This is a genomic window from Thalassobaculum sp. (genome assembly GCF_965223715.1).
In the GTDB taxonomy this organism is placed as follows: domain Bacteria; phylum Pseudomonadota; class Alphaproteobacteria; order Thalassobaculales; family Thalassobaculaceae; genus Thalassobaculum.
The window spans coordinates 2821638-2841054 of the sequence record NZ_OZ245012.1 but is presented as its reverse complement, the minus strand read 5'-3'; the positions used below and the strand labels follow the sequence as shown (position 1 = coordinate 2841054).

Here is a 19417-nt window from a genome sequence, read left to right as displayed (position 1 = left end):
ACCGTTGTCCTCAGTCTTGCGGGCCGCTGTGGCCCGAGCTCAGTTCAGCGCGGCCACCTGGCCGTCGCGCAGAATGAAAGTGCAGCCCATGCGCCGGGCTTCCGCCTCGGCATCCTCGGCCGGCGTCAGTCCTGCCACCGTGATCCGCCCGTCCCGGCGCAGGGCAGCCGCCTGGTCCCGTGGTGTGCCGTGGGGCACGAACACGGTCTGCGGCCGCTTGGGGTCGGGTAGCGCCTGGAGGACGCGCTCCAGATACAGGGTGAAGCCGGTCGCCGTCCCCTTGGGGTCGTGGTTCGGCTGGTAGCGGCCGCCGCGCCCCATCTCGGCGCGCACGCCGCGGGCGAACAGGCTGAAGGCGATGCCGGTGTGGTACTCGAACCCGCGGTTCTCCGCCGGGTCCAGGGTGATGGAGAGGTGCGGCTCGACGGCGGTGACCAGCTCGACCACCTCGGTCAGCCGGTCCAGCGCCTCGCGGGCGTCGTCGGGCAGGTCCAGTTTGGCCAGGGCCTGCATCGCCTCGGCGCGCGGACCGGCGGCCTCCAGGAGGCCGACCAGCAGGGCCGCACCGTCCCCAGCCAGCTCCTCCACGGCGGCGACGTCCTTACGGTCGATCGCCTGGCGCAGGGCGGACAGCGGCTTCGCCGGCAGACCGAGCTTGGCCAGCACCGACGGCACCAGGGTCGGCACCATCAGGTCGAGGGAGATCCGCTCCACGCCGACGGCGCGCAGGGATTCGATGGCGACGAGAATGATCTCGGCGTCGGCCTCGGCGGTCGGGCTGCCGATCAGCTCGGCGCCGACCTGCACGACCTCGCGCTCCGGGTTGAGCTGGTTGGCGGTGGTGCGCAGCACCTCGCCGGCATAGCAGAGCCGCACCGGGCGCGGCGCGTTCTTCAGCCGGGTGGTGGCGATGCGGGCCGCCTGCGCCGTCATGTCGGCGCGCAGGCCCATCATGCGCTGGGAGATCGGGTCCATCAGCCGGAACACCCGCTCGGCCGTGGCCGCCCCCGGGCCCTGCAGCAGGCTGGTCTCGAATTCGATCAGCGGCGGCTTGACCCGCAGATAGCCGTGGCCGATGGCGGTCGACATCATGCGGTCGATCAGCCGGGCCTCGTTGGCCGCGTTCGGGGAGAGGATGTCACGAAACCCCGCCGGAAGCAGGGCGGTCTGGGCAGGATCCAGGACGGGATCGTCGGTCACGGGACGCAGATACCTTCGGGTCGTCGCAATTCCACCGTCAGGTGGCGCCCTCTGTTAAAGGAAACGATCCCCCAGGGCAACGGGGGAGGCGGATTTCCGCGGCGCATGTTTTATGCGGGCCGCCGCTCTCCTCCCCGTCTTCCCGGCCTTGCGCCGGGACCGAGGGAGGCCGCGCGCTGGAGCGCCAACGAAAGCGCTCCGGCGCTCCAGCGATTTCCGCTCTGGGCCCCGGGGCAAGCCCGGGGAGACGGATATCTCCAGCGGTTCATAACCGCTCTTCCGTCTTCCCGGCCTCGCGCCGGGACCGAGGAAGGCGGCGTGCTGGAACGTCGAAGATCTTTCTCCGGCGCTCCAACAGTTTTCACTCTGGGCCCCGGCGCAGGGCCGGGGAGACGGGTACGGTGACGTGGGCGCCGGTCAGTCGACCCGCTTGCCGTCCTGGTAGCGGTACCAGCCGCGGCCGTAGCGGCGGCCGAGGCGGCCGGCGGCGTGGAGCTGTTTGATGGTCGGCCTTGTGTGCATCCGGTCGCCATAGGCGTCTTCCAGGATCTGGCTGACCTTCAGGGTCAGGTCGATGGTGATGTTGTCCATCAGCTCGAACGGGCCGACCGGATGGCCGAGGCCGAGGCGGCAGCCGGTGTCGATATCGGCCGGGGTCGCGGCCCCTTCCTCGACCAGGCGGATCGCCTCGTCCCACATGGCGAACAGGATGCGGTTGACCGCGAAGCCGACCACGTCCTTGACCTGGATCGGCGTCTTGCCCGGCAGCTCGACCATGGCGGTGGCGCGCTTCACCACCTCCGGATCGCTGTCCATGCCGCTGATCACCTCCACCAGCTTCATGCGGCTGACCGGCGAGAAGAAGTGCAGGCCGAGGAAGTTGCCTTGGCGCTCTTCGGAGAAATACGACGCCAGGACCGAGATCGAAATCGACGAGGTGTTGGAGGCGATGATCGCGTCCTTCTTACAGACCTTGTCCAGCTCCTTGTAGAGCTTGCCCTTGGCCTCCTGGTCCTCGGTGATCGCCTCGATCACAAGGTCGCAGTCGCCATAGGTGGACACGTCGGTGAAGGTCTCGATATTGGCCAGCGCGCGCGGCTTGTCCTCCTCGGCGAAGAAGCCGCGGCCGATGCCGGCATCCAGCGTCTTCTCCAGCTTGGCCATCGCCTTGTCGACGTATTCCTGGCTGGCGTCCATCATCCGGACCTTGACGTCGGCGAGCGCGAAAACGAGCGCGATTTCGGAACCCATCATGCCGGCGCCGCATACGCCGAGACGTTGGATGGTCATGGGATCGTCCTCCAGAACGGGTGAGCTATTGAGCGCTTGTATGTCTCAGAACCAGCTCTCTTGCACATCGACAAGCGTGGCGTCGAGAGATTGCAGCAGCCGGGCGCGCTGTTCGGCCCGCGGCAGCTCCCACCGGGCGACATAGCGGGCGGCGGCGAGCTTGCCCTGGGCGAGGTCTCCGCCCTCCCGCGCGGCGGCGATCGCCTGCCGGGTCCAGATCCAGCCGAACACGGCCAGCCCTGCCAGGTCCATATAGGCTTCGGCATTGGCCAGCAGGCGGATCGGCCCGACCTCGGGGGCAGCCGCGTTCAACTCGCGGGTGGTCTCCACCAGCAAGTTGCGGGCGATGCGGGTGGCGTCGCGGATCTCGGCTGCGTCCGAGATCTCGGCGGCCTGGATGATCGTGTCGTCGATCGCCTCGATCACCGCGGCGAAGGCCGCACCATGATGGATCGTCGTCTTGCGGCCCAGCAGGTCGATCGCCTGGATCGCGTTAGTGCCCTCGTGGATCGGGTTCAGCCGGTTGTCGCGGTAGAAGCGCTCCACCGGGAAGTCGCGGGTATAGCCGTAGCCGCCGAAGATCTGGATGGCGTTGTGGTTCGCCACCAGCGCCTGGTCGGAGAACCAGGCCTTGATGATCGGCGTCAGGAAATCGAGCATCAGGCTCTCGCGCCGGCGGATGTCCGGGGCGGGATCGTGGTTCATCCGGTCGATGCGCAGCGCCAGGTCGAGCGCCAGCATCAGCCCACCCTCGGCCACCGCCTTCTGCTGCAGCAGCATCCGTTTGACGTCCGCATGCTCGATTAGCGGAAGCTGCGGGGTGGTCGGATCCTTGTCGCCCGGATGGCGACCCTGGGGCCGCTCGCGGGCATAGGCGAGGCTCTCCAGATAGCCCTGATAGGCCAGCATGATGGCGCCGAAGGCCACGCCGACCCGGGCCTCGTTCATCATGTGGAACATCTGCAGCAGGCCCTTGTTCGGCTCGCCGACGATCCAGCCGATGCAGTCGTCCTCCTCGCCGAAGCTGAGCGCGGTGTTGACCGTGCCGCGATAGCCCATCTTGTGGTTCAACCCGACCAGCCGGACGCCGTTCGGCACGCTCGCCTTGCCTGCCTCGTCCAGGCGGTAGCGCGGCACGATGAACAGGCTGAGCCCCTTCACGCCCGCCGGCGCGCCCTCGATGCGGGCAAGCGTCATGTGGACGATGTTCTCGGAGATCTCGTGCTCGCCGCCGGAGGTCCACATCTTGGAGCCCTTGATGGCGTAGGTGCCGTCCTCGCGCAGGCGGGCCGTCGTGCGCACATCGGACAGGGACGAGCCGGCATGGGGCTCCGACAGGGCCATGGTGCCCAGGAACCGTCCCTCCAGCATCGGCTGCATCCAGATCCGCTGCTGCTCCTCCGACCCATGGGCGTGGATCAGGTTGGCGGCGGCGATGGTCAGGAAGGGATAGGCGGCGGTCGGAACGTTGGCCGCCTTGAAATGGGCAAAGGCGGCCTGCTGGATGGTCCAGGGTAGCTGCATGCCGCCGCGGTCGGCATCGTGGTGGGCGGCCATGAACCCCGCCTCGGCGAAGGCGCGCACCGCCTCGCCGATCTCCGGGATCAGCACGACCTTGCCGTTCTCAAGGTAGGGTTCGTTGGCGTCGGCCTTGGCGGCATGCGGGCGGAACTTCTCCTCGGCGATGCGCCGGGCGGTCTCGATGACGGCCTCGAAGGTCTCGCGCCCGTGATCGGCGAAGCGCTCGTATCGGGTGAGCTGTTCGGCGTCCAGGACCCGCCACAGGGCGAAGTCCAGGTCGCGGGGATCGATCAGGGGCGTCGCCATCCTCAGGCCACCAGGAAGCCGCCGTCGACGGTGACCACCGTCCCGGTCATGTATTTGGAGGCGTCGGAGGCGAGCAGCAGCAGGCCGCCGTCGAGATCCTCCGACTGGCCGAGCTTGCGCTGGGGGATGCCCTTGACCAGCTTCTCGCCGGCCGGGGTGTGGAAGAAGTCGGTGTTGATCGGCGTCTCGATATAGCCGGGTGCCAGCGCGTTCACCCGCACGCCGACCCGCGCCAGTTCCAGGGCCATCGACTTGGTGAGCTGGATCAGCGCCGCCTTGGAGGTGCAGTAGCCCGACAGGTGGCCGATGACGCTCTGACCCAACACGCTGGCGATGTTGATGATGGAGCCGCCGTCGCCGCCCTCGGCATGGCGGGCGGCCATGCGGCGCGCGGCCTCCTGGCCGGCCAGGAAACAGCCCTTCAGGTTGGTGTCGAGTACGGAGTCCCAGTCCTCCACCGTCATCTCCAGGAACGGCTTGGTCACCGCGATGCCGGCATTGTTGACCAGGATGTCGACCACGCCGAGCTCGGCTTCCGTCGCATCGAAGGCGGCGGCGACGGAGGCCGGGTCGGTCACGTCCATGGCGACGGCGGCGGCGGTACCGCCGGCATCCTCGATCTCGCCCTTCAGCGCTTCCAGCTTGCCGGTCTGGCGGGCGGCGAGCGCGACCTTTGCGCCTGCCTCGGCCAGCGTCCTGGCGAAGCCGGCGCCCAGCCCCTGGCTCGCCCCGGTGACGAGCGCGGTCTTGCCGGAAAGGTCGAAACGGTTGGCCATGGGCGGGATCTCCTCGGTCGATAGGCGTGGCCGACTCATAGCGGTCCGGCGATCCGCACGCCACCCCACAACCGGCCCGCGACCCCTGGTGACGCCGGCGCATGCGGCTGTGCCTTCATTTATGGTTAACCACGTGGCAAAGCCCACTGCCGCGCCCGCGCGGAAGGCGCAGAAGGGCGCCGGATCTCCAGGGATCCAGGGCGGGCGGGGAGCCGCCTCTTCGATAGGGAAGAGGACATGGACATGCATTTCAGCCACCAGCACGGGGTGGAGACCGACGGGCGGGCTGCGGGGCGCAGCGCCTTCGGCTATCTGTTCGAGGATGCCGCCCGGCGGCCGGACTGCCTGCTGCCGGTCTCCGAGCGAACGGTCAACGCGCTGCTCGATCTCGGCGCCGCCATGGGCGATCCCGGGACCAACGCCGAGGCCGCGACGGAAGGCCCGCTGCCGGCCGTCCTGACCTATTTCGCCCGGTTCATCGCCCACGACCTCGTTGCCCCGCTGGACCGCCACGCGGTCTCGTCCCTGACCCCGCTGCCCCCGGAGGCCGCCGTCGGCCAGGTCGTCAATGCTCGCCGCCCGCAGTTCGACCTCGCCAGCCTCTACGGCGACGGGCCGAGCCTGGCGGCGGCGCGCGGCTGTCCCGACGGGATCGGCGCGACCTCCGACCAGCTCTATGACGGGCTGCGGCTCAAGGTCCGGTTCGACCGCGACGGGTTGCTCGACCTTCCGCGCCACGCAGATGGCCGGGCGATCGTCGGCGATGCGCGCAACGATGGCTGCCTGAACCTGAGCCAGTTCCATGCGGCGATGCTGCGGTTCAACAACGTGGTGTTCGAGAGCACCCACGGATGCTCGACCCATAGCCGCTGGAGCCAGACGCGTCGGCTGGTGCGCTGGACCTACCAGTATCTGGTGGTCAACGAGTTCCTCGCGGCGGTCTGCCTGCCGGAGGTCCTGGCGGACGTCATGACCCATGGCCCGCGGTTCTTCCGGCCGGCCTGCGGGGCGGCGGTCGTGCCGCTGGAGGTCGCGCTGGGCGCGCTGCCGTTTACGGATGCCATGGTCCGGCCGGCTTATGCGGTGAATGACGGGCGGACCCTGAGCCTTGATGCGGCGCAGAATCCCGCCTACGGCCTCGTCGGGGCCGGTCGCCGGTTGCGGGCGGATGCTGTGATCGGCTGGCGGAACTATGTCGATCTGGGCGAGGACGGCATGGCCGCAGCCCAGCGGGCACGCCTGATCGGCCCGCGCCTCGCTCGAGGTTTGGGCGGGCGCACCGCAGCCGTCCGCCAGACGACCGGGCGGGCCCAGGGCCGCTTGGTCCGCGGCTATCTGTCCAGCCTGCCGACAGGCCAGGCCGTCGCCGACCGCCTGGGAATTACGGCGATGGAGGCGTCCCGGGTGACAGGCGACGATCCGGTGCTGGCCCGGGCCGTGACCGCCGGCGGGTTCGCCGAGCGGACGCCGCTGTGGTTCTACGTGCTGCGCGAGGCCGAGGCGTTAGGCGGTGGACGAACCCTCGGGCCGGTCGGCAGCCGGCTGCTGGCCGAGACCGTGCTGGGTCTGCTTCGGGCCGATCCGAACAGCTACCTGAACCATGAGACCAATCCCGCGGTCAGCGGCCGGGGCATCGAGATCACGTCCGGCCTGAGCAGCACCACGATCGGCTCGCTGGCCGATCTGGTGCGCTATGCCGGTCTGCGGCGTTAGAGGCCGTTCCGCATCCGCTCAGCGGGCGCAGTCAGGAGTTGGGATGGACGTCGGTTTCCTTGGACGCGACGGCCGATACTGCCCCGGTTCCGGGGGCCAGATCGTCCACGATCACGGCGGTTTCCGCCGGGGTGCCGCAATGGGCGATGATCGTCGGATAGGGGGCGTCCATCTCCGTTTCCATCGAGTCGTCGATCCGACGCTCGCAGGCGGCGCGGGACTCGTAGAGTTCGGCGCTGGTGTCCAGGAGGGCACAGTCGGTGCCCGCGTCGGAGCAACCGAACATGCTGAGGATGATGAGTACCTTTTCCATGTCGATAACCACCTTTCGGTCTGATAACGAGACCGGCAGGGGAGCGGTTCCATTCCCAATAGCCTTGGGCGAGTCCTTCGGTGAGTCTTTCCGGGGGCTTACCGGTCGCGACGGGCCTGGCGGTGCTGCGCCATCGCTCCTTGATTTGGTCCCGGCGCCCGTCTAGTTTCCCGCACCCGCGAAATCCCGCGAGAGACGAGACATGCCCGACGGCGACAGGCCCGGCACTGCGCATCAGCCACGCACCGATTTTCAGTCCCTGATTCTGACGCTCCAGTCCTATTGGGCGAGCAAGGGCTGCGTGATCCTTCAGCCTTACGACATGGAAGTGGGGGCGGGCACGTCGCACCCGGCGACGACCCTGCGCTCGCTCGGTCCGGACGACGTGTGGCGCACCGCCTATGTGCAGCCGTCGCGCCGGCCGACCGACGGCCGTTACGGCGAGAATCCGAACCGGCTGCAGCACTACTACCAGTTCCAGGTCATCGTGAAGCCGTCGCCGGTCGACAGCCAGGAGCTCTATCTCGGTTCCCTGCGCGCCATCGGTCTCGATCCCATGGCCCACGATATCCGCTTCGTGGAGGACGACTGGGAGAACCCGACGCTCGGCGCCTGGGGGCTCGGCTGGGAGGTCTGGTGCGACGGGATGGAAGTGTCCCAGTACACCTATTTCCAGCAGGTCGGCGGCATCGACTGTTCGCCGGTCAGCCTGGAGCTGACCTACGGCCTGGAACGCTTGGCGATGTACATCCAGGGCGTGGACGACGTGTACCACCTCGACTGGGACGGCATCCCGGCGGAGGAGGGCGGCAAGGTCTATGGCGACGTCTACAAGCAGGCGGAGCTGGAGTTCTCGACCTACAATTTCGAATACGCCGACACCGAGCAGCTTTTCCGCCGCTTCAAGGACTGCGAGGCGGAATGCGCCAAGCTGCTCGAGGCGAACCTGCCGCTGCCGGCCTATGACCAGTGCCTGAAGGCCGGTCACTCCTTCAACCTGCTGGACGCGCGCGGCGTGATCAGCGTGACCGAGCGCCAGGCCTATATCGGCCGGGTGCGCACGCTGGCGAAGGGCTGCTGCGAGAAGTGGGTCGAGGTGAGCACCGCCTGGAAGGCCGATTGGGAAAAGAAGAAGGCGGAGGCCAAGCGCTCCGAGAAGAACCATGGCTGAACTGCTTCTGGAGCTGTTCTCCGAGGAGATCCCGGCGCGCATGCAGGCGCGCGCGGCCGAGGACCTGAAAGGGCTCGTCACCGGTAAGCTCAAGGCCGCGGGCCTGGAGTTTTCCAGCGCCGACGCCTATGTGACGCCGCGCCGGCTGACCCTGGTGGTCGACGGCCTGCCGGAGAAGCAGCCGGACGTCAGCGAAGAGCGCCGCGGCCCGCGCGTGGACGCGCCCGAGAAGGCGATCCAGGGCTTCCTCGCCTCCACCGGCCTGACCCTGGACCAGTGCGAGAAGCGCGACACCGGCAAGGGCGAGTTCTGGTTCGTGGTGATCGAGAAGAAGGGCGAGGCCACGGCCGACGTCCTGCCGGAGATCATCCTGTCCGCCATCCGCGAGCTGCCCTGGCCGAAATCCATGCGCTGGGGCCGCAACACCTTCCGCTGGGTGAGGCCGCTGCACCACATCCTCGCCGTGTTCGACGGCGCGGTGCTCGACGGCGGGCTCGACCTGGGCGAGACCCAGCTCACCTTCACCGGCGAGACCCGGGGGCACCGGTTCCTCGCGCCCGACGCGGTCACGGTCGGCTCGTTCCACGAGTACCGCACCGAGATCGGCGGCGCCTTCGTCATGCTCGACCGCGAGGACCGCAAGGAGACCATTCTCAACGAGGCCCGTGTCCTGTGCGAGGCCGAGGGGCTGGTCCTGCGCGACGATCGGGGGCTGCTGGACGAGGTCTGCGGTCTGGTCGAATGGCCGGTGCCGCTCATGGGCCGGATCGACGGCGAGTTCATGTCGGTGCCGCCGGAGGTGCTGGTCACCTCCATGCGCAGCCACCAGAAGTACTTCGCCGTCGAAACCAAGGACGGCCGCCTGGCCGACCGGTTTATTCTGGTCTCCAACATGGCCAGCGAGGAAACCCGCAACGCCAACATCGTCGCCGGCAACGAGAAGGTCCTGCGCGCACGGCTGAGCGACGCCAAGTTCTTTTGGGACCAGGACCGGGCGGTGAAACTGGCCGACCGGCGCGATGCCCTGAAGGACGTCAAGTTCTACGACAAGCTCGGCACCATGGCCGACAAGGTGGCGCGGGTCTCGGCCCTCGCCGCCGAGATCGCGCCGATGGTCGGCGCCAATGCCGATACCGCCCGCCACGCCGCGACCCTGGCCAAAGCCGACCTGACCACCGGCATGGTCGGAGAGTTCCCGGAACTGCAGGGCCTGATGGGCCGCTACTACGCGCTGGATGCCGGCGAGGACCGGCAGGTGGCCGACGCCATCGCCCAGCATTACTCGCCGGTCGGCCCGACCGACACCTGCCCGACCGCGCCGGTCTCCGTCGCCGTGGCCATAGCCGACAAGATCGACACCCTGGTCGGCTTCTTCGCCATCGGCGAGACCCCGACGGGATCGAAGGATCCCTTCGCCCTGCGCCGCGCGGCGCTCGGCGTGATCCGGCTGATCATCGAGAACGGGCTGCGGGTCCCTCTTTCAAAGGTCTTTGACGCCTCTCTCAGAGTTTTCGTTGAGGCCATTCCTATCGAAATGGTCAGTGCTCTAACGACTTCCGCTCCTCCAGGATCAGCGCACGACACTTTCAATCCAACTAACCGCTTTGGCGGTTTCACCTACGCTGTCGGGCGAGATTTTATTCGCGACCGTGGATGTAGTGAGGCCGAATTTAACGCCGAGATGTTCGGACCTGAGGATGTGTTAAAGCGCATCCCTGCCCTTGGAAATGCTGCCCAGCTTGTTGGCCTCTTGTCGTCGAAGGCTGGGGGGTACCGCGATGGTTTGGTTGGCAATCAGCCCAATGAGTTCGACCAAGAGGTAGAGAACTGTTGGGAGAAGATGAGAGATTGGCGTGACTGGCTACAGTCAAAGCTGCTCGACTTCTTCGCCGACCGTCTGAAGGTCCATCTGCGCGAGCAGGGGGTGCGCCACGACCTGATCGCCGCGGTGTTCGAGCTGGGCGGGGAGGACGACCTGGTCCGCTTGCTGGCCCGGGTCCATGCGCTCAGCGACTTCCTGGCCACCGACGACGGCGCCAACCTGCTGGCCGGCTACCGCCGCGCGTCGAACATCCTGCGCGCCGAGGAGAAGAAGGACGGGCCGTTCTCCGCCTCCGACGCCGCCTTCGCCGACCGGATCGATCCGTCGATCCTGGCCCAGGCGGAGGAGACCAACCTCTACGAGGCCGTGCGCCAGGCCGAGGCGGCGATCAAGACCCATCTGGCGGGTGAGGACTTTACGAGCGCCATGGCGTCCCTATCTCACCTACGGGGGCCGATCGACGCATTCTTCGACGCCGTCACGGTCAATGCCGATGACGCGGCACTGAGAACCAATCGCCTACGCCTGCTCGACGCCGTCAGAACGGTGATGGGGAATATTGCCGATTTCTCCCGGGTCGAGGGCTAGAGGATCGAGGGACAGAAAGCATGACACAGTGGGTCTACGGGTTCGGTGGCGGCTCTGCCGAGGGCCGCGCGGATATGCGCAATCTCCTGGGCGGCAAGGGTGCCAACCTGGCCGAGATGAGCTCCATCGGGCTGCCGGTGCCGCCGGGATTCACGATCTCCACCGAGGTCTGCACCTACTATTACGATCACGGCGAGAAGTATCCCGAGGACCTGACCGACGCCGTCGAGGTGGCGATCAGGAAGATCGAGGACGAGGTCGGGATGAAATTCGGCGATGCCGACAACCCGCTCCTGGTCTCAGTGCGCTCCGGCGCCCGCGTCTCCATGCCGGGCATGATGGACACCGTCCTGAACCTCGGCCTCAACGACACCACGGTCCAGGGCCTGATCAAGCGCAGCGACGACCCGCGCTTCGCCTATGACAGCTACCGCCGCTTCATCCAGATGTATGCCGACGTCGTCATGGGCGTCGACCACGGCCATTTCGAGGAACTGCTGGAGCTGGCCAAGGAGGAGAAGGGCGTCTCCCTGGACACCGAACTCAGCGCCGACGACATGAAGACCCTCGTCGACCAGTTCAAGGCCAAGGTGAAGGAGGAGCTGGACGAGCCGTTCCCCGAGGATCCGCGCGACCAGCTCTGGGGCGCGATCACGGCGGTGTTCGGCTCCTGGCGGAACAACCGGGCGAACGTCTACCGCAAGCTGCACGGCATCCCGGAGAGCTGGGGCACGGCGGTCAACGTCCAGGCCATGGTGTTCGGCAACATGGGCGACGACTGCGCCACCGGTGTCGCCTTCACCCGCGACCCGTCCACGGGCGAGAACACCTTCTATGGCGAGTTCCTGGTGAACGCCCAGGGCGAGGACGTCGTCGCCGGCATCCGCACCCCCCAGAGCCTGACCGTCGCCGCCAAGCGCAAGCAGGGCTCCGACCTGCCGGCGATGGAAGAGGTCATGCCGGAGGTGTTCCAGCAGCTGGACGACGTGCGCCTCAAGCTCGAGACGCATTATCGCGACATGCAGGACATCGAGTTCACCGTGCAGCAGAAGAAGCTGTACATGCTGCAGACCCGCAACGGGAAGCGCACGGTCCACGCCGCCCTGCAGATCGCCGTCGACATGTGCGAGGAGGGGCTGATCTCCGAGCGCGAGGCGGTGTCCCGCATCGAGCCCCAGGGCCTCGACCAGCTTCTGCACCCGACCCTCGACCCCGAGGCCGAGCGCAACGTCATCGCCAAGGGCCTGCCGGCCTCGCCGGGTGCCGCCTCCGGCAAGGTCGTGTTCTCCGCCGACAACGCCGAAGCCGCGGCCCGCGAGGGCGAGCGGGTGATCCTGGTCCGCATCGAGACCAGCCCCGAGGACATCCACGGCATGCACGCGGCCGAGGGCATCCTGACCACCCGCGGCGGGATGACCAGCCACGCGGCGGTGGTCGCCCGCGGCATGGGCCGGCCCTGCGTGTCGGGTGCGGGCAACATCCGCGTCGACTACGCCAACAAGAAGTTCTTCGTCGGCGGCACCGAGGTGGCGGCGGGCGACCGAATCACCATCGACGGCGCCACCGGCGAGGTCATGCTCGGCGAGGTTCCGACCATCCAGCCGGAACTGTCGGGCAACTTCGCCAAGGTCATGGATTGGGCCGACGCGGCGCGCCGTATGCGCATCCGCACCAATGCCGAGACCCCCGCCGACGCCCAGGTCGCCCGCGACTTCGGTGCGGAGGGCATCGGCCTGTGCCGCACGGAGCACATGTTCTTCGAGGGCGAGCGCATCGTCGCCATGCGCGAGATGATCGTCTCCACCACCGAGGCCGGCCGCCGGGCCGCGCTGGACAAGCTGCTGCCGATGCAGCGCGACGACTTCATCGAACTGTTCCGGATCATGCAGGGCCTGCCGGTCACCATCCGCCTGCTCGACCCGCCGCTGCACGAGTTCCTGCCGCATACCGAGGAGGAGATGGCCGAGGTCGCCAAGGCGGCCGGCGTCTCCGTCGAGACGGTGAAGCGCCGGGCGCTGGAACTGACCGAGAGCAACCCGATGCTCGGCCATCGTGGCTGCCGTCTGGCGATCTCCTACCCGGAGATCTCCGAGATGCAGGCGCGCGCGATCTTCGAGGCGGCGACCGAGATCGCCAAGCGCGGCGAGGCGCCGCTGCCGGAGGTCATGATCCCGCTGGCCGCCACCGATGCGGAGGTCCGCATCATCAAGGGCATCATCGACCGGGTCGCCGGCGAGGTGGCCAAGGAGAGCGGCATCAAGGTCGACTACCTGGTCGGAACCATGATCGAGCTGCCCCGCGCCGCCCTGCAGGCCGACAAGATCGCGGCCGAGGCGGAGTTCTTCAGCTTCGGCACCAACGACCTGACCCAGACCACCTACGGCCTGTCCCGCGACGATGCCGGCGCCTTCATCCACTTCTACGAGGAGAAGGGCATCATCGAGGTCGATCCGTTCGTCAGCCTGGACCAGCAGGGCGTGGGCGAGCTGGTGAAGATCGCCAGCGAGCGCGGCCGCTCGGCCCGCCCGGGCATCAAGCTCGGCATCTGCGGCGAGCATGGCGGCGACCCGTCCTCGATCCGGTTCTGCGAGGAGGTCGGTCTGGACTATGTGAGCTGCTCGCCGTTCCGCGTGCCGATCGCGCGCCTCGCGGCCGCCCAGGCGACCATCGCCCAGGAGAAGGCGGCGGCCGAGTAACAGCCGCCGAGTAAATCAGCGTATGGTCTGTGCCCGTGGTTCCGGCTAAATCGGAGCCATGGGCACGATCTCCTGCAATGCCGGGCTGAGCTTCACCGCCGATCCCGCCACGACCGCGCTGGTCGCCATCGACTTCCAGCGCGATTTTCTCGATCCCACCGGCATGGTGGCAGCGCTTGGCGACGACATCGCGCCGATGCGCGCTATCATTCCGAACGCCGTCGCCCTGATCGCCGCGGCCCGGGCCGCCGGGCTGATGCTGGTGCATACCCGCGAGGGCTACGCGCCCGACCTCTCCGACATGCATGCGCTCAAGCGCGACCGCAAGGTGGCGGGGCGCGACGGACCGCTCGGCCGCTTCCTGATCCGGGGCGAGCCCGGGCACGATCACATCGCCGAGTGCTACCCCGCTGAGGGGGAACTGGTCCTGGACAAGCCGGGCTTCGGCAGCTTCTACCGCACGGATCTGGAGGACCGCCTGCGCGCCCGCGGGATTGAGGCGCTGATCCTGATCGGCGTGACCACCCAGTGCTGCGTGGCCTCTACCATGCGCGAGGCGGTCGACCGCGGCTTCCGCTGCCTGACGGTGGAGGACGCCTGTGCGGCGACCACGCCGGAACTACACGACGCGGCGATCTCGCTGATCTACGGCGAGAACAACCTGTTCGGCTGGGTGAGCGATACGAAGCGGGTACTGGCGGGGCTCGCCGGCTGACCCTTCGACACGCCCCGGCCTTGTGCCGGGGCGTGTCGAAGGGCAACGCCAGGGCCTGTCTCACGAGACACATCCCCTCAGATCAGCTGAAACACGCCGCCGCTTTCCCGATAGCGCCGCAGCACCGCCAGGGTGCGGTCGACCGTGCCCGTGCGGTCCTCGGGCAACCTGTCCGGCGCGAAGAACCGCACGTCCAGGCTCTCATGCCCGTCGGCCCGCAGCTCGCCTTCCCATTCGGTCGCATGGAAGATCATGGCATAGGCGAACAGAACGTCCCCGTGGGGATACTCGACCCGGTCGTGTTCCGGATGGCTGGCGAAGCCGATCGGGGTGAGGGGGCCGGCGATCAGGCCGGTCTCCTCGCGCAGCTCGGTGCGGGCGGTGTCCTCGATCGTCTGGCCGAGCTCGGCGGAGCCCGCGGGCCAGCTCCACAGCCCGAAATCGCCGCGACGGATCAGCAGGATCTCCCCGTCTCCGTTCTCGACGATGACGCGCGCGCCCGGCATGAGGACCGGGCGCGGGCCGATAATCTTGCGGAGTCGGCCGAGATAGCTGTCGGCGAAGGATCCGCTCATAGGGAAGCGTAGAGTCCGGTCACATCACCGCGCCGATCTGCCAGGGAATGAACTCGTTGTCGCCCATGCCCTGGGCCTCCGACTTGGTCGGCGCACCCGAGGCGACCTCCAGAAGCCGGTCGAAGATCCGCTGGCCCATCTCCTCAATGGAGATGCCCTCGTCCAGCACCTCGCCGCAGTTGATGTCCATGTCGTCGGACATGCGGGTGTACATCGGCGTGTTGGTGGCGAGCTTCAGCGATGGCGCCGGCTTGCAGCCGTAGACCGAGCCGCGGCCGGTGGTGAAGGCGACAATGTTGGAGCCGCTCGCCACCTCGCCGGTGATCGAGCAGGGGTCGTAGCCGGGGCTGTCCATGAAGACGAAGCCCTTGGCGTCGATCGTCTCGCCGTACTTGTACACCCCGGTCAGGTTGGTGGTGCCGCCCTTGGCCGCCGCCCCCAGGGACTTCTCCAGGATGGTGGTCAGGCCGCCGCGCTTGTTGCCGGGCGAGGGGTTGTTGTTCATCTCCCCGCCGTTGCGCGCGGTGTAGTCCTCCCACCACTTGATGCGTTCGATCAGCTTCTCACCGACCTCCTGGCTGACCGCCCGGCGGGTGAGCAGGTGTTCGGCCCCGTAGATCTCCGGCGTCTCGGCCAGCACCGCGGTGCCGCCATGGCGCACCAGCAGGTTCGCCGCCTCGCCCAGGGCCGGGTTGGCGGTCATACCGGAATAGGCGTCGGAGCCGCCGCACTGCAGCGCCAGGGTCAGCTCGCTCGCCGGACACGTGCTCCGCCCGGCCTCGTTCGCCTTCGGCAGCATCTCCTTGATGATCCCCGAGCCCCAGTCGACGGTCTTCCGCAGGCCGCCGGCGTCCTGGATGTTCATGGTCTGGAACGCGTCGCCGCGCTTGATGCCGTAGGCCTCCAGCAGGAAGTCGATCTGGTTGACCTCGCAGCCGAGCCCGACCATCAGCACGCCGGCGAAGTTCGGGTGGCGCGCCATGCCCCAGAGCACCCGCTGCAGGTTGGCGTAGCCCTCGCCGTCGCCGGCCATGCCGCAGCCGGTGGAATGGGTCAGCGCCACCACGCCGTCGACATTCGGGTACTGCTCCAGCACCTGCGGGGTGATCGCCTCGGCGATGTATTTCGCCGCCGTGGCCGAGCAGTTCACCGAGGTCAGCACGCCGATATAGTTGCGGGTGCCGATGCGGCCGCTGTCGCGCTTGAAGCCCTGGAAGGTCGCCTGGTCGCTGTTGTTGAAATAGGCGGTCGGTTTCACGTCGGCGCCGAAGGCGTAGTCCCGCTCGAAATCCTTCATCTCCACGTTATGCACGTGAACATGGGCACCGGGCTCGATCGCTTCCGTGGCGAAGCCGATGATCTGGTCGTATTTGCGGATCGGGTCGCCCGCCGCGATCGGATGGGTGGCGATCTTGTGGCCGGCGGGGATGGCGACGGCCGTCGTCACGCCTTCGCCGTCGAGCGCGACGCCGGGCGTCAGGTCGAAGCGGGCGGTGATGACGTTGTCGGCCTTACTCAGGCGCACGGTGAGGCGTTTGGCGTCCGAATTGGCGGACATGGCGGTAACTCCCTAACGAAATCTATGGCCGTTTCTCGTTGGTCCGGCACGGACGCGGCGAGCATAGCGCGCCGGCGGGGGTGGCGGAAACGGGTGACGTGTCCGGCTGCGCTCTTCCTCTTCATCGTCATCCCGGACGAGACCGGACCTTATCCGGGCTCGGGCCGGGACCGTGCGTGATGCGCCGGATCTGGGTCCCGGCCGAGCTCCGGGTCGAGCCCGGACCTCGCCGGGATGACGGAGAAAGGAGATAAAAATAGTTGCTTGAATCATCTAATTCAGTGCTATCGTCACCTACATGATCGACCCCGCCGCTGCCCTCGCCCCCGACGTCGCCGCGTTCCGGCAGTTCAGCCGGTTCTACACCGCCTATATCGGCGCGCTCGGGCCGGACCATCAGGGCAGTGCCGTCTCGCTGACCGAGATGCGGGTGCTGTACGAGATCGCCCACCGGGACGGCCCGACGGCGCGGGAGATCAGCGCCGATATGCGGGTCGATCCGGGCTATGTCAGCCGTCTGCTCAAGGGCTTTCGCGCCAAAGGCTGGGTGAAGGCCACGCCGGACGCGTCCGACGGCCGGGTCCGGCGCCTGTCGCTGACCGAGGCGGGCCGGGCCGCGTTCACGCCGATGTACGACCGCGCCAATGTGGTCGCCGCCGAGGCGCTGGCCGCCCTGGCGCCGGCGGACCGCGCGCGGCTGCTGGCGGCCATGGGCACGATCCGCACCGTCCTCGACCCGGCGGCGTCACCGGCGGAGCCCTACCTGCTGCGGCCGCACCGGCCGGGCGATATGGGCGAGGTCGTCGCCGCCCATGGCCGGCTCTATGCCGCCGAATACGGCTTCGACATGAGCTTCGAGGCGCTGGTCGCCCGGATCGCCGCCGATTTCATCGACCAGTTTGACCCCGCCCGCCATTGCTGCTGGATCGCCGAGCGCGACGGCGCGATGGTCGGCTCGGTCTTCGTGGTCGATGCGGATGAGACCACCGCCAAGCTGCGCATGCTGTTCGTGGACGAACGGGCCCGCGGCCTCGGCATCGGCAGGCGGCTCACCGAGGAGGCGATGCGCTTCGCCCGCTCGGCCGGCTATACCCGCATGACCCTGTGGACCAACGACATCCTGACCGCCGCCCGCGAGATCTACCGCAAGGCCGGGTTCACCTGCGTGGCCAGCGCGCCGCTGAACGATTTCGGCGTGTCGATGATGGCGGAGACCTGGGAACGCGACCTGTGAGGCCAACACCGTGAGCACCGCGAGGCCGCCGCTGGCGGTCATGACGGCGGCCTTCACGGGGGTGCAGGTCGGGGCGGCCATCGTCGCCAGCCGCGCCGCCGTGGATGATCTGGGGCCTACGGTACTGGCCCTGTTCCGCTACACGATCGGGGCGGCGATGATCCTGCCGCTGGCGGTGCATCTGGGCTGGCGGCGCATCCCGCTGCGCGACCTGTGGGTGGTCGCGGCGCTGGGCATCGGCCAGTTCGGCATCCTGGTCGCCCTGCTGAACCTCGCGGTCCTGCACATCTCCGCCGGCCTCGGCAGCCTGATCTTCGCCACCATGCCGGTGCAGACCGTGCTGATCTCCGCCCTATTGGGCCGCCAGGCGTTGACCCTGCGCCGGCTGATCGGCGCGGCGCTGACCACGCTGGGGGTGGCGGCGGCGCTGGGCGACCGGCTGATCGGCGAGGCGGTGGGCATCGACCTGTGGATCGGCATCGGCGCCGCCCTGGCCAGCGCGCTGACCGGGGCGGTGTGTTCCGTGCTCTACCGTCCCTACCTGACCCGCTATCCGACGGTGCAGGTCAGCGGCCTCGCCATGGGGGCGTCGGTGCTGTTTCTGGCGCTGCTGGCGCCGCTCGACGCGCCGCCGATCGGGTGGGACGCGCTGGCGGACGCCCCCTGGGGGATCGTGGCCTTCATCGGCGCCTCGAGCGGCATCGGCTACATCACCTGGCTCTATTCGCTGCGCGAGATGGCGGCGACCGAGGTGACCCTGTTCCTGGCCCTCGCCCCGATCACCGCCTCGGCCCTGGGCGCCCTCTTGCTGGGGGAGACGCTGGGCCTCGGGCTGTTCGTCGGGCTGGGGCTGGTGATCGTCGGCATGCGCCTGGCGCTGTCTCAAGCGTCCTCCTCTCCTTAACCGTCATCCCGGTGAGGCCCGGGCTCGACCCTGGGTTCGGCCGGGACCCAGTCGCGACGGTCGTTGCTGGGTCCCGGGCAGATCCCGGATCAATCCCGGATTAAATCCGGGACGGGCTCTCCCGGGATGACGATGAAAGGGAAGGGCGGTTTGCACGGGATGACGCGGAGGATATGGGCGGCCTAGACTGCCTCCATAACCGCGCGCCCGACCGGGAAAGCGCGGGTCTTTCAGGAGGAAACGGATGTCCGATACGGATTTCACCGGTCAGGCTGTGCTCATCACCGGCGGGGCGAGCGGGATCGGCTTCGCCGCCGCCCAGGCCTTCGCCAAACGCGGCGCGCGGGTCGCCATCGCCGACCTGAACCTGGAGATCGCCCAGGCCCAGGCGGCGACGCTGGGGGACGGTCATCTCGGCCTCGGCGGCGACGTCTCCACCGAGGCGACGGCCGACCGGCTGGTCTCCGACACCATGGACGCCTTCGGCCGGATCGACGTGCTGATCAACTGTGCCGGCATGTCCGACACCTTCCTCGACACCATCGACCAGACGGCCGAGCACTGGCAGCGGCTGATCGACGTGCACCTGACCGGCACCTTCGTCATGTCCAAGCGGGCCGCACGGGAGATGATCGCCGCCGGCTACGGCGTGGTGATCAACATCTCCTCCATCGCCGGCATTCTGGCCCTGCCCCGGCGCAACGCCTATACGGCGGCCAAGCACGGGATCGTCGGGCTGACCCGCAACCTCGCCTGCGAATGGGCGCAGAAGGGCATCCGGGTCAACGCCATCGCGCCGGGCTATATCCGCACGCCCCTGGTCCAGAACCTGATCGACCAGGGCAAGATCGACGAGAAGAAGATCCGCCGCCGCACGCCGCTCGGCGAGATGCTGCCGCCCGGCGCCATCGCCGACGCCATGATCTTCCTCGCCTCGCCGCTCGCCCGCACGGTCACCGGCGTGAACCTGCCGGTGGACGGCGGGTACACGGTCTATGGCGGCATGGTGGACGCGGCCGAGATCGAGGATTGAGG

15 protein-coding genes are annotated in these 19417 nt (G+C 68.2%); 8 read left to right on the top strand and 7 right to left on the bottom strand.

Annotated features, from left to right (window positions below; all coding sequences use genetic code 11):
* Positions 1-39 precede the first annotated feature (39 nt).
* From ACOQOP_RS13080 to ACOQOP_RS13065, 4 genes are all read right to left on the bottom strand, one after another.
* Positions 40-1200, bottom strand: a complete 1161-nt coding sequence (locus tag ACOQOP_RS13080; RefSeq protein WP_420562246.1) for an ATP phosphoribosyltransferase regulatory subunit — start codon at positions 1198-1200, stop codon at positions 40-42.
* A 417-nt stretch (positions 1201-1617) separates the two neighbouring features.
* On the bottom strand, positions 1618-2490 hold the full coding sequence (locus ACOQOP_RS13075; protein ID WP_420562245.1) for a 3-hydroxyacyl-CoA dehydrogenase family protein: 873 nt from the start codon (positions 2488-2490) through the stop codon (positions 1618-1620).
* A 45-nt stretch (positions 2491-2535) separates the two neighbouring features.
* Positions 2536-4317 carry an acyl-CoA dehydrogenase gene (locus tag ACOQOP_RS13070; RefSeq protein ID WP_420562244.1) on the bottom strand — a complete coding sequence of 594 codons (1782 nt, stop codon included), beginning with the start codon at positions 4315-4317 and terminating at the stop codon, positions 2536-2538.
* A gap of 2 nt (positions 4318-4319) precedes the next feature.
* Positions 4320-5093 carry an SDR family NAD(P)-dependent oxidoreductase gene (locus ACOQOP_RS13065; protein ID WP_420562243.1) on the bottom strand — a complete coding sequence of 258 codons (774 nt, stop codon included), beginning with the start codon at positions 5091-5093 and terminating at the stop codon, positions 4320-4322.
* A gap of 237 nt (positions 5094-5330) precedes the next feature.
* Here ACOQOP_RS13065 and ACOQOP_RS13060 point away from each other — a divergent pair, with 237 nt between their 5' ends.
* On the top strand, positions 5331-6806 hold the full coding sequence (locus tag ACOQOP_RS13060; RefSeq protein WP_420562242.1) for a hypothetical protein: 1476 nt from the start codon (positions 5331-5333) through the stop codon (positions 6804-6806).
* A gap of 31 nt (positions 6807-6837) precedes the next feature.
* Here ACOQOP_RS13060 and ACOQOP_RS13055 read toward each other — a convergent pair whose 3' ends face one another.
* Positions 6838-7119 carry a hypothetical protein gene (locus tag ACOQOP_RS13055; RefSeq protein ID WP_420562241.1) on the bottom strand — a complete coding sequence of 94 codons (282 nt, stop codon included), beginning with the start codon at positions 7117-7119 and terminating at the stop codon, positions 6838-6840.
* A 202-nt stretch (positions 7120-7321) separates the two neighbouring features.
* Between ACOQOP_RS13055 and ACOQOP_RS13050 the strand changes: the two genes are divergently transcribed.
* The 4 genes from ACOQOP_RS13050 to ACOQOP_RS13035 are packed head-to-tail and all read left to right on the top strand — an operon-like array spanning position 7322 to position 14111.
* A complete protein-coding gene (locus tag ACOQOP_RS13050; RefSeq protein ID WP_420562240.1) occupies positions 7322-8290 on the top strand; it encodes a glycine--tRNA ligase subunit alpha in 969 nt (322 codons plus the stop codon).
* Entirely contained in the window at positions 8283-10700 is a 2418-nt protein-coding gene (gene glyS / locus ACOQOP_RS13045) for a glycine--tRNA ligase subunit beta (protein WP_420562239.1), read from the top strand. The genes ACOQOP_RS13050 and glyS overlap by 8 nt, the downstream gene beginning before the upstream one ends.
* 20 nt (positions 10701-10720) lie before the next feature.
* On the top strand, positions 10721-13396 hold the full coding sequence (ppdK, locus tag ACOQOP_RS13040; RefSeq protein WP_420562238.1) for a pyruvate, phosphate dikinase: 2676 nt from the start codon (positions 10721-10723) through the stop codon (positions 13394-13396).
* 58 nt (positions 13397-13454) lie between these two features.
* Complete coding sequence (locus ACOQOP_RS13035; RefSeq protein ID WP_420562237.1) at positions 13455-14111, top strand: cysteine hydrolase family protein; 657 nt, start codon at positions 13455-13457, stop codon at positions 14109-14111.
* Positions 14112-14188: 77 nt separating this feature from the next.
* Here ACOQOP_RS13035 and ACOQOP_RS13030 read toward each other — a convergent pair whose 3' ends face one another.
* On the bottom strand, positions 14189-14686 hold the full coding sequence (locus ACOQOP_RS13030) for an NUDIX hydrolase (protein WP_420562236.1): 498 nt from the start codon (positions 14684-14686) through the stop codon (positions 14189-14191).
* 19 nt (positions 14687-14705) lie between these two features.
* A complete protein-coding gene (locus ACOQOP_RS13025; protein ID WP_420562235.1) occupies positions 14706-16244 on the bottom strand; it encodes a UxaA family hydrolase in 1539 nt (512 codons plus the stop codon).
* 298 nt (positions 16245-16542) lie between these two features.
* On the opposite strand from ACOQOP_RS13025, the gene ACOQOP_RS13020 reads away from it, so the two are divergent.
* The 3 genes from ACOQOP_RS13020 to ACOQOP_RS13010 all read left to right on the top strand — a co-directional run bounded on the left by ACOQOP_RS13020 (position 16543) and on the right by ACOQOP_RS13010 (position 19415).
* Positions 16543-17478, top strand: a complete 936-nt coding sequence (locus tag ACOQOP_RS13020; RefSeq protein WP_420562234.1) for a bifunctional helix-turn-helix transcriptional regulator/GNAT family N-acetyltransferase — start codon at positions 16543-16545, stop codon at positions 17476-17478.
* Between the two features lie 10 nt (positions 17479-17488).
* Positions 17489-18382: a DMT family transporter gene (locus ACOQOP_RS13015; RefSeq protein ID WP_420562233.1), complete on the top strand. Its 894-nt coding sequence runs from the start codon at positions 17489-17491 to the stop codon at positions 18380-18382.
* A gap of 244 nt (positions 18383-18626) precedes the next feature.
* Entirely contained in the window at positions 18627-19415 is a 789-nt protein-coding gene (locus ACOQOP_RS13010) for an SDR family NAD(P)-dependent oxidoreductase (RefSeq protein WP_420562232.1), read from the top strand.
* Positions 19416-19417: the final 2 nt, after the last annotated feature.

Coding starts and splice junctions, on each gene's coding strand:
- ACOQOP_RS13010 (WP_420562232.1), top strand. CDS start 18,627: ATGTCCGATACGGATTTCACCGGTCAGGCTGTGCTCATCACCGGCGGG.
- ppdK (WP_420562238.1), top strand. CDS start 10,721: ATGACACAGTGGGTCTACGGGTTCGGTGGCGGCTCTGCCGAGGGCCGC.
- ACOQOP_RS13030 (WP_420562236.1), bottom strand. CDS start 14,686: ATGAGCGGATCCTTCGCCGACAGCTATCTCGGCCGACTCCGCAAGATT.
- ACOQOP_RS13075 (WP_420562245.1), bottom strand. CDS start 2,490: ATGACCATCCAACGTCTCGGCGTATGCGGCGCCGGCATGATGGGTTCC.
- ACOQOP_RS13035 (WP_420562237.1), top strand. CDS start 13,455: ATGGGCACGATCTCCTGCAATGCCGGGCTGAGCTTCACCGCCGATCCC.
- ACOQOP_RS13070 (WP_420562244.1), bottom strand. CDS start 4,317: ATGGCGACGCCCCTGATCGATCCCCGCGACCTGGACTTCGCCCTGTGG.
- glyS (WP_420562239.1), top strand. CDS start 8,283: ATGGCTGAACTGCTTCTGGAGCTGTTCTCCGAGGAGATCCCGGCGCGC.
- ACOQOP_RS13065 (WP_420562243.1), bottom strand. CDS start 5,093: ATGGCCAACCGTTTCGACCTTTCCGGCAAGACCGCGCTCGTCACCGGG.
- ACOQOP_RS13020 (WP_420562234.1), top strand. CDS start 16,543: ATGATCGACCCCGCCGCTGCCCTCGCCCCCGACGTCGCCGCGTTCCGG.
- ACOQOP_RS13055 (WP_420562241.1), bottom strand. CDS start 7,119: ATGGAAAAGGTACTCATCATCCTCAGCATGTTCGGTTGCTCCGACGCG.
- ACOQOP_RS13050 (WP_420562240.1), top strand. CDS start 7,322: ATGCCCGACGGCGACAGGCCCGGCACTGCGCATCAGCCACGCACCGAT.
- ACOQOP_RS13060 (WP_420562242.1), top strand. CDS start 5,331: ATGGACATGCATTTCAGCCACCAGCACGGGGTGGAGACCGACGGGCGG.
- ACOQOP_RS13025 (WP_420562235.1), bottom strand. CDS start 16,244: ATGTCCGCCAATTCGGACGCCAAACGCCTCACCGTGCGCCTGAGTAAG.